Annotated in this window: 11 protein-coding genes; 9 read left to right on the plus strand and 2 right to left on the minus strand. The window is 41.9% G+C overall.

All coding sequences use genetic code 11. The features are described from left to right. Positions 1–86 precede the first annotated feature (86 nt). The 8 genes from J7E81_RS18610 (at position 87) to thrB (ending at position 9,991) form a co-directional block, all read left to right on the plus strand. Positions 87–1,544, plus strand: a complete 1,458-nt coding sequence (locus J7E81_RS18610; RefSeq protein ID WP_374104066.1) for an aldehyde dehydrogenase family protein — start codon at positions 87–89, stop codon at positions 1,542–1,544. A 55-nt stretch (positions 1,545–1,599) separates the two neighbouring features. After that, positions 1,600–2,973 (plus strand): putrescine aminotransferase, encoded by a 1,374-nt coding sequence (locus J7E81_RS18615; protein WP_215044748.1) that lies wholly within the window; start codon positions 1,600–1,602, stop codon positions 2,971–2,973. Between the two features lie 77 nt (positions 2,974–3,050). Further along, positions 3,051–4,421, plus strand: coding sequence for a 4-aminobutyrate--2-oxoglutarate transaminase (gabT, locus tag J7E81_RS18620; RefSeq protein ID WP_215044750.1), 1,371 nt, complete (start codon positions 3,051–3,053; stop codon positions 4,419–4,421). A 37-nt stretch (positions 4,422–4,458) separates the two neighbouring features. Next, a complete protein-coding gene (locus J7E81_RS18625; protein WP_215044827.1) occupies positions 4,459–5,880 on the plus strand; it encodes an NAD-dependent succinate-semialdehyde dehydrogenase in 1,422 nt (473 codons plus the stop codon). 142 nt (positions 5,881–6,022) lie between these two features. Next, on the plus strand, positions 6,023–6,259 hold the full coding sequence (locus tag J7E81_RS30615; protein ID WP_374104063.1) for a CoA transferase: 237 nt from the start codon (positions 6,023–6,025) through the stop codon (positions 6,257–6,259). An 84-nt stretch (positions 6,260–6,343) separates the two neighbouring features. Continuing rightward, positions 6,344–7,468 carry an HAD family hydrolase gene (locus tag J7E81_RS18635; protein ID WP_215044752.1) on the plus strand — a complete coding sequence of 375 codons (1,125 nt, stop codon included), beginning with the start codon at positions 6,344–6,346 and terminating at the stop codon, positions 7,466–7,468. A gap of 221 nt (positions 7,469–7,689) precedes the next feature. Then, positions 7,690–8,985 (plus strand): homoserine dehydrogenase, encoded by a 1,296-nt coding sequence (locus J7E81_RS18640; RefSeq protein WP_215044755.1) that lies wholly within the window; start codon positions 7,690–7,692, stop codon positions 8,983–8,985. A 97-nt stretch (positions 8,986–9,082) separates the two neighbouring features. Continuing rightward, a complete protein-coding gene (gene thrB, locus J7E81_RS18645; RefSeq protein ID WP_215044757.1) occupies positions 9,083–9,991 on the plus strand; it encodes a homoserine kinase in 909 nt (302 codons plus the stop codon). A gap of 39 nt (positions 9,992–10,030) precedes the next feature. Here the strand turns inward: thrB and J7E81_RS18650 are convergent, their stop codons facing one another. Both J7E81_RS18650 and J7E81_RS18655 read right to left on the minus strand, forming a co-directional pair. Continuing rightward, a complete protein-coding gene (locus J7E81_RS18650; protein WP_215044759.1) occupies positions 10,031–12,565 on the minus strand; it encodes a putative bifunctional diguanylate cyclase/phosphodiesterase in 2,535 nt (844 codons plus the stop codon). Positions 12,566–12,630: 65 nt separating this feature from the next. Then, on the minus strand, positions 12,631–12,774 hold the full coding sequence (locus tag J7E81_RS18655; protein ID WP_215044761.1) for a hypothetical protein: 144 nt from the start codon (positions 12,772–12,774) through the stop codon (positions 12,631–12,633). Between the two features lie 157 nt (positions 12,775–12,931). On the opposite strand from J7E81_RS18655, the gene J7E81_RS18660 reads away from it, so the two are divergent. Further along, positions 12,932–13,684 carry a glucose 1-dehydrogenase gene (locus tag J7E81_RS18660; protein WP_215044763.1) on the plus strand — a complete coding sequence of 251 codons (753 nt, stop codon included), beginning with the start codon at positions 12,932–12,934 and terminating at the stop codon, positions 13,682–13,684. Positions 13,685–13,736: the final 52 nt, after the last annotated feature.

Raw genomic sequence — 13,736 nt, forward strand, 5'->3', positions numbered from 1 at the left:
GGCACGCTTCTTGCAAAAGTTATAGTGAGGGAAAAAAAGGAGGAAATAAAATGGTCGAAGTAAAAAACCAAGTAATAAACCTGAGGATGTTTTTTAATGGTGAGTGGAAAGATGCGGAAAATCAACAAACACGACTAGTTTACAATCCTGCTAATGGAGAAATCATCGCCAAAGCACCTGAAGGGACCATTATGGATGCCCGCGCTGCCATTAATGCCGCCCGTAAAGCTTTTGATACGGGTGTTTGGTCGGGAATTTCAGCTCAGGAGAGAGCTTCTTATTTATTAAAAATCGCCGATAAAATTGATACCTATGCAGAGGAATTAACCCAGCTGGAGACCATGGATAACGGCAAACCATTGCGAGAGGCAGGCTTTGATGTGGCCGATGCGGCAGCGTGTTTCCGCTATTATGCAGGATTGATTACAAAGCCTGATGGCCAGACCTATCATGTTGCTGACCCAATGCAGGCGATGGTAGTCCGGGAACCTGTCGGAGTTTGCGGTTTAATTGTCCCTTGGAATTATCCTTTGTTAATGAGTGTTTGGAAAATAGCCCCTGCCTTAGCAGCAGGTAATACAATTGTTTTTAAACCGTCCGAAGTCACCCCGGTTACTCCACAAAAATTATTTGAAATATTTGAAGAAGTGGGTCTGCCAAAAGGGGCGGCGAATATGGTCATGGGAGCAGGAGCTGTGGTCGGAAATGAAATTGTTTCCCACCCTGATGTGGATATGATCTCATTTACAGGTGGTACGAAAACGGGAAAACACATCATGAAGACAGCAGCTGACACCATGAAAAAAGTATCACTGGAGTTAGGCGGGAAATCGCCCAATATTATTTTTGCAGATTCAGATTTTGAAACGGCTGTTGATTATGCCCTATTTGGTATTTATGCAGGCTCTGGCCAAATTTGTTCAGCAGGCTCAAGGATTCTCGTGGAGGAAAGTATTTACGATCAATTTGTAGCCCGCTTCATCGAAAGAGCACGAAAAATTAAAGTAGGTCCTGGAAATGACCCTTCCACAGAAATGGGGCCGCTTGTCAGTGCAGAGCACCTTGAGAAAATTCTTTATTATATAGAACTCGGAAAGCAGGAGGGGGCAACCGTGGCCTGCGGTGGAAATCGGATCGTTACTGATGGCTTGGAGAATGGCTACTTTGTTGAGCCAACGGTTTTTGTCAATGTCGAACAAGAGATGAGAATCGTTCAAGAGGAGATTTTTGGACCCGTAGTAGTGATTCAAAAATTTAAGGATGAAGAAGAAGCGGTTAAGTTAGCCAATGATACTGTTTATGGCTTGGCTGGCGGTGTATTTACAAAGGATGGCGCTAAAGGACTACGTGTGATTAAGAAGCTCCGTGCTGGAATTACCTGGATAAATGCTTATCATCCTACTTATAACGAAGCTCCTTGGGGCGGTTATAAGCAAAGTGGGATTGGCCGCAGCCTTGGAACATTTGGACTTGAGGAATTTCAAGAAATCAAACAAATAAATATTAATTTGCAGGTAGAACCGGTCGGTTGGTTTTCCAACTGATCTGTATTTGAAAAATAAACCGGGACAAAAACAACACAAAGGGAGGAAGTATTTTATGAGTATCGATTATAAGCAGGAGTTAAAAAGTAAACAAAATGAACAGGTATCTGAATATATTAATAGGGTTCTAGAATTAATAGAAAAAGAGGAAATTAATGAAGAAGAAGCAGCTTGGATTACAAAAGAAACGGTTGATGGATTCCGTGAACATGTGAATCCAGGTTTCCTTTCCTACCGTAAAACGGTCACAAAGGACGGCCAATTTGCCGCAGTAGAATGGTCTGATAATGGTTCCTGTTTTAAGGACGTCAACGGCAAGGAATATATTGATTGTTTAGGCGGCTTTGGTATTTACAATGTCGGACATCGTAATCCTAAAGTTTTGAAAGCGGTAACCGATCAACTGAAACGTCAGGCTCTGCACAGTCAAGACTTGCTAGATCCGCTTCGTGCCATGCTCGCGAAAATTTTAGCGGACATTACACCAGGCGATTTAAAATATGCTTTCTTTACCAATAGTGGGACAGAAAGTGTAGAGGCAGCCTTAAAGCTGGCCAAAATGTACAGTGAACGGACTACCTTCATTTCCACGACACGGGCGTTCCATGGGAAAAGCTTAGGTTCGTTATCCGGGACAGCGAAGGGCATGTTCCGTAAACCATTTTTACCATTAATCCCAGGTTTCCGGCATGTTCCATTCGGCGATATCGACATGATGCGAAAAACATTTGAAGTATGTGCTTCAGTTGGAGAAGATGTGGCGGCCGTCATTTTAGAGCCGATTCAAGGTGAAGGGGGAATCATTCTTCCGCCGAAAAATTATCTCAAACAAGTCCGCGAGCTATGTAACCAATACGGCTCCTTGTTGATTTTTGATGAGGTGCAGACAGGAATGGGAAGGACAGGAAAAATGTTTGCCGCTGAATTATATGAGGTGGTACCGGATATTATTTGTCTTGCTAAAGCCTTTGGCGGAGGCGTTATGCCTGCAGGGGCAATTGTTGCCAGGGAAGAAGTATTTAAAAGCTGGTTCCCAAATCCATTTATGCACACCACTACCTTCGGCGGAAACCCATTAGCCTGTGCGGCCGCAATTGCGACAATTGGTGTTTTAATTGAAGAAAAGCTTCCTGAACGGGCTGCCGAAGTCGGTGAATATTTCCTCAAAGAATTAAAACAAGCTGCAAAAGGTCATGAGGATAAGGTCCAGGAAATTCGCGGTCAAGGTTTGATGATTGGCATCGAGTTCCATCAGGATGAAATTGGTTATGAGGTTTCTAAAGGAATGTTTGATAGGGGAATTCTCGTTGCGGGTACTTTGATCAACTCAAAAACGATTCGAATTGAGCCGGCATTAACCATTAGTTATGAAGAGGTTGATCAAGTTATCAGAAATTTTAAAGAAGTGTTAGAGCATGTAGAGGGATAATCGCCTTTTATATAGAAATGAACAAGGGGGATACTTTTATCCCCTGGGTGTTATTTTTTTAAAAGGAGGAGTACGAATTGGAAAGGAAATTTGTCAAGCTCCAAACAGAAATACCTGGGCCAAAATCGAGAGAAATCTTGGAGCGAAGAAATAAATTTGTTCCAAAAGGGATCAGTAACAACAGCCAATCGTTTGTTAAAAAAGCAGAGGGAGCACTGGTCGAGGATGTGGATGGCAATCATTATATTGATTTTGCCGGTGCAATCGGAACGATAAATGTCGGCCATTCACACCCGAGAGTGGTTAAAGCCTTGCAGGAACAAGCAAGCCAATTTATCCATACCGGTTTTAATGTGATGATGTATGAATCTTATATAAATTTGGCAGAGCGGCTTTGTGCGCTGGCCCCAGGTCAGTTTGATAAGCAGGCTGCTTTCTTTAACAGCGGTGCGGAAGCCGTTGAAAATGCTGTTAAAATTGCCCGCAAGTATACAAAACGTCAAGGGATTGTGTCGTTTACAAGAGGATTCCATGGCAGAACGTTAATGACCATGACCATGACAAGCAAGGTCAAGCCTTATAAATTTGGCTTTGGTCCATTTGCCCCGGAAGTATATAAGGCGCCATATCCATATGTATACCGCCGTCCGGAAGGAATGACTGAACAGCAATATAGCGGCATGATCATTGAGCAGTTTGAACAGTTTTTAGTTGCCGAAGCTGCTCCAGAAACGATTGCAGCCGTGGTGATGGAGCCTGTGCAAGGAGAGGGCGGCTTCATCGTGCCCGACAAGGCCTTTGTAAAACGAGTAAGAGAGATCTGTTCACAATATGGAATTTTGTTTATTGTTGATGAAATCCAAACAGGTTTTGCAAGAACAGGAAAACATTTCGCGATTGAACATTTTGATGTCGTACCTGACTTAATTACCATTTCAAAATCAATGGGGGCAGGTGTTCCAATCTCGGGTGTCATCGGCAGGGCGGAAATCATGAATACCCCTGAAATTGGCGAGATTGGCGGAACTTACGCTGGAAGCCCGCTTGGCTGCCAGGCAGCCCTGACAGTTTTAGATATTATCGAAGATGAGCAATTAAATGACAGAGCACGACTAATTGGCGAGCGAGTGATTGAAAAAATGCAGCTCCTATCCGATCGCTTTGAAGGGATTGGCGATGTCCGCGGCCTTGGGGCAATGTGTGCGATGGAAATTGTCAAGGATCGTAAGTCCAAAACACCTGATAAAGAGGCAGTTGGAAAAATGGTCAAAGAGGCAGCTAAACGAGGTCTTATGCTGTTAAGTGCCGGTATCAACAGTAATGTCATTCGTCTGCTTATGCCGATTACCATCACGGATGAGCAGCTTGAGGAAGGATTACAAATACTTGAAGAAGCAGTCGAAGCAGTCTATCAAAATAATCCTGCCTTATCTGTTGGAGGTGAATAATATGGATGTTCTTAAGCAGAATTATCAAATTTATCCTATGTATGTAAATGGTGAATGGGTGGGGAATGACTACGAGGTATTCACTGACATCATCAACCCAGCTACAAAGGAGGTGATTGGTGCTGTTCCAACAGGCGGCGCCTACGAGGCGAAGCAGGCTGTTGATGCTGCCCATAAGGCCTTTAAAAGTTGGTCAAAACGGACAGCGGAAGAGCGTTATCAGCTTTTGATGAAATGGTTCTATTTAATTGAAAAAAATAAAGAAGAGATTGCTAGAATTATGACCATCGAGCAAGGGAAGCCGTTAAAGGAAGCCTTAGGTGAGGTTTCGTATGCTAATGGCTTTATCTCCTGGTATGCCGAGGAGGCAAAGAGGGTCTATGGTGAGACCATCCCTGCATCAAGTCCAAATAAAAGAATCCTAGTAAGAAAAGAACCAGTTGGCGTCATTGCGGCGATTACCCCGTGGAATTTTCCGGCGGCGATGATTACAAGAAAAGTGGCTCCGGCTCTTGCGGCAGGGTGTACTGCTGTCGTGAAGCCGGCCAACCAAACACCACTTACGGCGTTAAAAATGGCGGAGCTGGCACATGAAGCCGGAATACCAGCAGGAGTGATTAACGTCATTACGGGACGATCCTCGGAAATTGGCGATGTTTGGTTAAAAGACTCCCGTGTAACGAAAATAACGTTTACCGGATCGACAGAGGTAGGAAAGACGTTAATGCGCGGGGCAGCTGAAAATGTAAAAAAAGTTTCGTTGGAGCTTGGCGGAAATGCCCCATTTATCGTGATGGATGATGCAAACTTAGCGAAGGCTGCCAGCGGCCTTGTCCTATCAAAATTTCGCAATGCCGGCCAAACCTGTATTTGTACCAATCGGGTCTATGTACAGGAAAGTGTCGCGGACGAATTCATTAAGCTCTTTCAAGCAGAATTAGAAAAGCTTAAAGTTGGCAATGGACTAGAGGAAGGGACAGATATCGGTCCGTTAATAGATAAATCAGCTTATAAAAAAGTAGAGTCATTGGTTCATGATGCCGTTAAAAAAGGTGGTAAAGTAGCGTATAGCGGTTTAAAGCCTGCAGATGAAAAGGGTTATTTCTTTGCCCCAATGATCCTTACCAACATCCATGATGAGATGGAGTGTATGAAGGATGAAATTTTTGGACCACTTGCGCCAATATCGACCTTTAAAACGGAAGAGGAAGTGATTGAAAGGGCCAACAATTCCTGCTACGGATTGGCTGCGTATGTCTATACGGAAAATTTAAGCCGCTCCTTTAGGATTACGGAACAATTGGAGTATGGAATTATCGGTTTAAATGATGCCCTGCCGTCAGTGGTTCAAGCTCCGTTTGGCGGCTATAAAGAAAGCGGCCTTGGACGCGAAGGCGGGCATTACGGGATTGAAGAGTATTTAGAAGTAAAGTATATTTCAATTGGATTGGATATCTAATTAAAATGAGTTTTAAATTGGAGCCAGTGAACCTTCAGTGCAGCAGCATTGAAGGTTCACTGGTTTTTTTATAGAAATGCTGGGGAAGGAGGAACCAGAGTGTCTTGACCGCTTTACGGATTAAAATAATCAATTTATCCGTGTGTTAGCAGGTCCATACTGCACGATGATGTTCGGCGACATGGGAGCGGAAGTAATCAAGATTGAGAGAGTTAGGAGGAAGAATCATGAATTTGGTATTTATTTACCAATTATTGTAGAATTAGTTTGGGATTTCGTAGAATTGTGTGGTAGTTTCGAAGAATTCTTCTTCCATCTTGTAGAAAAGAAGCTGATTCATGTAGAATTCCGAACTCCAATTCCCCTTATTTTTTTATAATAGTAGTCAAATACTTCAAAATACAACGCCCGCTGTGGTACGATAACGTATAAAAGTTAACCAAGAATCAAGGGGGTTGGGAATTTGATTAACACCGTTTTATTTGATGTAGATGGGGTGCTTTTGAGCGAAGAGCACTATTTTGATGCATCTGCCCTGACTGTTTGGGAGATGCTGATTAGCAGCAATTATCTAGCACTCGCACCGGAACAATTTACAACCGAATATACTGAAGCAGACATCAGCCGTATACGGGAAAATGTCTTCCAGAACGACCAGGTTCTTAAATTTATGAAATCGCGCGGCCTAAACGCAAACTGGGATATGATCTACCTATCCTTCGGCCAGCAGCTCATCCATCTCCTATCGCAAATTAAAGAGGATGAAGCTTCCAAAATAACTCAATGGCTAACGAATCCAATCCATTATGAAACCTTACGGGATATGGGCACGGTATTAAGTCGGTATCAAGTAGAATTGAATTTTAGCTTGTTCGTGGACGAATTCTCTCAATCAGATGCGACAAAGCAGGAATTGTTTCAATACTTGAATGTACTAGCCAAAGAGAAGCTAAACGTAGAAACATCGATTTTTCAAAAAGGGGAGCTTTGGTCCATTTGTGAGCATGTATCACAGGAGTGGTATGTAGGCGACGAACATGTCCTCGCTTCAACCGGCAGACCATCAGTCCAAACTGGTAAAAAGGGATTCCTTGCCAATGAGACGACGCTTGCTCCAGCGCAAGAAATAGCCGCTTTATTTCAGCAGCTTTCCTCATCTGGTATCACGATTGGAATTGGTACAGGAAGGCCAGAGCTAGAAACAATCCAGCCTTTTCACCATTTAGATTGGCTGAAACACTTTGATGAAAAACGAATTATTACGGCGGATGAAGTCTCCAAAGCGGAACAAGAGATAACAGATCCCCAATCCTTATCAAAGCCGCATCCTTTCACCTACATCATGGGTTTAAAGGGAAAAGGAACCTCTGCACTAGACTGCATAAATGCAACTTTGCCAATTCAGAATGGGGAAGAAGTATTGGTGGTCGGAGATTCGTTGGCAGACCTTCTTGCGGCAAGGCAGCTTGGCTGTCAATTTGCAGCTGTCTTAACGGGTCTATCCGGGAAAGATGCACGACACGATTTTGAACAGCATAAAGCCGATTATATACTAGACACTGTCCTCGATATTAGAACCATTTTATAAAATACAAAAGGGAGTGGCATTTGGCCGCTCCCTTTATTGAAACTTCACTATTCAGAAAAATTTTGCAACTTTAGAACAAACCATTTACAACAAGGAAAGAAGCGGTTACAGTTAAATAAATAAAAAATAAATCTATTGTAAAAAAATAAAGAGAGTCTTATAATGTCTACAATAGAAAAACAATTGTACGCTTAGGGTAGACAGTGGCAGGAGGAGAAAACATGGAAGCAATCTCGATTGGTCTCTTAGGGTTAGGTACGGTCGGTTCAGGTGTTGTACAAATTATTAAAAATCACCAAGATAAATTAATTCACCAAGTGGGGTGTCCGGTTGTCATAAAAAAAATTCTTGTACAAGACGTACATAAAAGCAGACCGGTTCATGTTGATCCCAATCTATTAACATCTAATTCAGATGAGATCCTTTTTGATCAGGATATTGACGTAGTCATAGAGGTAATGGGCGGAGTCGATGAAACAAAAGATTATTTGATCACCGCACTAAGACAAGGAAAACATGTTGTGACGGCAAATAAGGATTTAATGGCCCTGCACGGGTCAGAATTGTTGACTGTTGCTTCAGAACATGGCTGCGACTTATATTATGAAGCAAGTGTGGCTGGAGGGATTCCAATTTTACGCGGGCTGGTCGATGGTCTTGCTTCTGATCGAATTACGCAAATGATGGGGATCGTCAATGGTACAACCAATTATATTTTAACCAAAATGAGCGATGAAGGCCGCTCCTATGAAGAAGTATTAAAAGAGGCACAAGAACTTGGCTTTGCTGAATCTGATCCAACTTCTGATGTAGAGGGATTAGATGCAGCTAGGAAAATGACGATTCTTGCGACCCTTGGATTCTCGATGCATATTGACTTAGACGACGTGAAGGTCAGCGGAATTTCTAACGTGACAGAAGAGGACTTGCGTTACGGGAAACAACTAGGCTATACAATGAAACTAATCGGTTTTGCCCACAGAGAAGGGGAAAAGGTGGAAGTGAGTGTGGCCCCTACCTTTTTATCGAATAATCACCCGCTTGCCTCTGTCCAAAATGAATACAATGCTGTTTATGTATACGGGGAAGCCGTGGGCGAAACAATGTTCTACGGACCTGGAGCGGGAAGCCTGCCAACAGCTACTTCGATTGTTTCAGATTTAGTCGGTGTCATTAAGAATTTAAGACTTGGTGTAAATGGCAAGAGCGCCGTATCACCGCAATATCCGAAAAAGCTAAAGGAAAATGAAGAGAAGTATTCTAAATACTTTTTACGGATTCATGTGCAGGATGAAGTTGGAGTATTCGCAGATATTACTTCTATATTTGCCAAATACGGTGTAAGCTTTGAAAAAATTCTTCAGCTTCCAATTAAGAAACATGAAACATCTGAAATTGTGCTAGTGACACACAAGGCTTCGTTAACAAATTACGATAAAATTTTGATAGAATTATATGATCTACAAGCAGTTAAAGAAATCAAAAGTGCCTATAGAGTGGTGAGAAAATCACTATAATAGGGCAAGAGTTACTTGAGGTATATAAAGTAACTCGATCCAACTCCCTAACGTTAAATGGGCAGTTACAGAACAATTTTCAAGGAGTTGTACACGCATGACACTTCATGACCGTATAATGATTAAGGTCCCGGCAAGTACAGCGAATCTAGGACCTGGCTTTGATTCAATGGGCCTTGCGCTGGATTTGTACTTGACCCTGGAAATAGAGAAAAGTAAAGAGTGGCAATGCTATTCCATTTGTGAGGAGTTAAAGGACTTCCCAACGGGCCCGGACAACTTTATCGTTAACGTTGCCCTTCAAACAGCAGCCCAGCATGGTGTGGAACTCCCTCCATGTAAAATTAAGGTTGAGAGTGATATTCCGTTAGCGAGAGGGCTTGGTTCTAGTGCGTCGGCCATTGTAGCAGGGATCGAGCTGGCAGATGCAGTTGGAGGCCTGAACTTAACAAAACAAGAAAAGCTCCTTCACGCAACAGAATGGGAAGGTCATCCTGATAATGTGGGAGCATCGATTTATGGCGGATTTGTTATTGGCTGCTATAAGGATAATCAGGTCGACATGGTTTCATTTACAAACCTTCCAATTGAGGTGGTTGTCCTGATCCCTCAGGAAATCTTATTAACGAAGGCATCTCGGGATGTCTTGCCTGAAACTTACTCCCGTCAAGAAGCGATTGAAGCTTCTTCGACAGCCAACCTATTAGTTGGTGCCTTATTAACGCAGAACTGGGAGCTTGCCGGAAAAATGATGGAAAGTGATCGTTTCCATCAGCCATATCGTAAATCGCTTATTCATGACTACGATAAAATTGAACAAACAGCTAAAGCCAATGGGGCATTCGGGACTGCATTAAGCGGAGCAGGACCAACGATGATTTGTTTTACTGAAAAAGGCAGGGCGGAAGGCCTTGTGAAGGCTTTAGAAGCGGGATTTCCTGAAATGACTGCCAAAAAGCTATTAATTGATTATATTGGCAGCAGTGTGATCGAATTAGTAAAATAAAAAGGGCAGCTTATGAGCTGCTCTTTTTATTTGGCTTGATTACTTGTTTTCAAAATCAGCCAGAAACTTCTCAAACTCAGGGCTGCTTAAAGGCTTGCTAAACAAATACCCTTGCATGAGGATGCAATTTCTTGAAAGTAAAAATTCCTTTTGATACTCTTTTTCAACACCTTCTGCAATTACATCTAAATGAAGGCCGCGGGCCAGATTAATAATTGCCTCAGGGATTTCTGTGTTTTCTAAGCTCTCATTAATATTCTGGATAAAGGTTTGATCAATCTTTAATGTGTTAATCGGAAGATCTTTTAAATAACTTAGCGATGAATAGCCTGTTCCAAAGTCATCAATCGAAATAGAGATACCTTGATTTTGCAGTGTTTGAAGTGATTGGACAATCTCAGACGAATTATTTAACAAGATGCTTTCCGTTATTTCAATCTCAAAAAGGTGTGGCGGGAGATTTTTTTCAGCAAGAATCCTCTTAACTGTCTCTAGCATTAAGTCTGGTTCTTGAAATTGCCGGGCTGAAAAGTTGACTGAGACCGTTAAAGGATGCGAACGAGTTTGATTCCATTTACTCACTTGTTCACAGGCCTTAGTCATAACAAGCTCCCAAAGCGGCTGGATAAATCCAGTTTCCTCAGCTATAGGGATAAAAATGACCGGTGAAACATTTCCAAATTCCTCATCTGTCCATCTCACCAAAGCTTCTGCCCCAAAAACTACCCCTGTATCTACTTTAATTTTAGGCTGATAAAATACATCAATCTTTTTATTCTCAATTGCCCTTCTTAGGTGTGCTTCAAGCCGTGGCCGGTCAATGCTTGAATGCATCGACTTTTCTGAATAAAAGATGGCCCTATTTCCGCCATTCTTCTTAGCATTGTACATCGCCATATCCGCATAGCTGATCAGTGTATCCATGTTGGATGTATGCTCTGGATAGCGGCTAATTCCTATACTGGCGCCAAGGTAAAATTCATTACCATCTATCATATAAGGCTTCTTTAAGATATCAATTAACCGTTCGGCAGCCGCTTTTGTTTCCTCGTGATTATGGCGGAGGAGAAGGATAATAAATTCATCTCCACCTTGTCTTATTAAGATACTATTATCCGAATCAAGACCATCTTTTATTCTGGCGGCAATCATGTTTAAGAGCTCGTCACCCTTGTTATGTCCATAGGAATCGTTTACTTGTTTAAAACGATCCATATCAATGAACAAAACAGATACGGCTTCGTTATTTTCCTCTGCCTCAATCATAATGCTGTTCAGCTTTTCTTGTAAAAATCGTCTATTTAATAACCCGGTTAATGGATCGTGATTTGCCTGATATTCTATTAAGGTCTTACTTTGCTGCAGGTCCTCCACATATCGAAGTAAATCGGTCGACATCGCATTTACATTTTCGGTAAGAAGGCCTAATTCATCCTTTCTATTTACGTGTAAGTGTTTCCCGAAGTTTCCTTGAGCAATCTCATTTACTTGTTCAACAATATAGCCAATTGGCTCTGTTATGGAACGGGAAAAGATAAAACTGACAATTAACACGATCAGCATGATAACAAGCGAAAGGAGAATATGCATAAATAGTTCGTGTCGAAGCTCATCTTGAATAAGGCCATAATTATAGACAAGGCCAATAACAAAGGGCTGACCTGATTTCGGGGACACAGGAACAAAGGTTTTTAAAACACTTTTCTGGTTAAGGGTATCATTGTATGATTGCACTTTCTTTGTTTTAATTGCTTTCTTAATGTAGGCGGCATCTGTCTCGATATTACGGAATTTATAAGAACCATACCAAATCGGTCGAGCTGAAATGCGAATATAACTATTTCCATTAAGGTGAACCACTTCACTCTTTTTCCCAAAGTTTTTGGGATTAAATACGGATATTTCTAAAATGCCTCGTTCCTTTGTGTAACCTTCGATGATTTTCCCAGGACCAAATCGTTCCTCAAACTCTAACACCTCGTTATCCCGAAAATAGGGGTTGATGATATAGTTCGTTGTCCCGTCATAATAATAGCCCCATTTATCAATATGATCAGGATCGGATGAGGCAATTTCAATTGGGCCAGACCAATAGTGCGGCAGCGTTAACCCTTTTCCTACATTGACAGGTTTTAGGGCCAACAATTGTTGGTAGGCGTCATACCAGTAGCCCCAGCCTTTTGTTGACATGTTGATTTCTTCAGGGTCTGATGAACGGACTCCAATAATATCGTCCCTCGTTTTCGCTAATAAGGTGATGTGAGATACCCGGACCTCACTCGCTAGTTTTTTTAATTGATCGTTGGTTATTTGCTGATAGGTTGGAGGAAGAGATTGTTTGATTGCAAGGGATGCAATTCTCAAGTCTCTCCCTAGAATATTCTCAACATATAAGGAACCTTCTCTAGTCTTTTCCACCTGGAACGACACTTCATTGGTTATGACGGAGATTTCTCGTTCGTTATATTCCAGCAGCTGGTTTTTTGACCAAAAATAATGAAAGGTATTATTCGCAAGTAAGATAAACAAAACGAGCAGAAAGAAAATTAACGGAAGCTTTTTTTTAATGGACAAGAATGCAACACTCCAGTACCTGACTTGAAAAGGATCATGACAAACTTGTGGTTAGATGGAAGTAGTCATCCTTTTATCCCATGCAGCCATTCCCGGTAGCACTCATCACATAGCGCTTCATCTCTTTCTTGATTCATGGAAATAAAGGGGACATAGTGTAATTGCCTTTCCTCAATATCCTCTGTACAATAAAAACATTTTTCAGCCATAATCCGTCTCCTTTCATCTCATTTCTTTTTTGTAGTTTTTTCCGGTTTAGAGGTTTTATTACTTGGAAAAGTTATCCATTACATTCGAAAACTTTGTTTCTATATTTCTGACTATGCTATAAAGAAAGTGTAAGAGCTTAAAAGGAGGTAAAATTTAGTGGATTTTCTCAATAAGGTTGTCGTAATAACTGGTGCAGCGAAAGGAATTGGCCGAGGAGTAGCCGCTGCCTATTCCATAAAAGGAGCAAAAGTCGTTTTGGCAGATGTAGACCCTGAAGAAGGTGAACAAACCGTGACAGAAATTAGAAATCAGGGGGGAGAGGCTCTTTATGTCAAAACAGATGTTAGAAGTGAAACGGACATTATTCAATTGATGGAGGTTACCATTCAGACATTTGGCCGAATTGACATCCTGATCAATAATGCGGGAAAAGGTGTATTCAAATCACCCTTTGAGTTAACCATTGAGGAGTGGGACGATTGTTTGAACACCAATTTACGCAGTGTTTTCCTTTGCTCACGGGAAGCAGCCCGATATATGAGGGAAAATCCAACTGGAGGTGCGATTGTGAACATTGCTTCAACCCGTGCCTTAATGTCAGAGCCTAACTCCGAAGCGTATGGAGCCTCTAAAGGGGGAATCGTCGCGATTACACATGCACTGGCTGCTTCATTTAGTCAAGATATGATAACGGTAAATGCCATTTCTCCAGGCTGGATCCATAATGGTGATGAGGCTGAACTTTCACATGCTGATCATGAGCAGCATTTATCAAAACGAGTTGGAAAACCAAGCGATATTGCCAAGGCATGTCTCTATTTAACGAATCCTACTAATGATTTTGTAACTGGCATTAATTTGGTCGTTGATGGAGGAATGACCAGAAAAATGATTTATGTAGAGGAATAACAACACCCCCTGAAGCTCGCTTCCGAAAAGAGTTTCCCCTGCATGTTCTAAA

The sequence above is a fragment of the Bacillus sp. ISL-18 genome, from assembly GCF_018613415.1.
Taxonomy (GTDB): Bacteria; Bacillota; Bacilli; order Bacillales; family Cytobacillaceae; genus Neobacillus.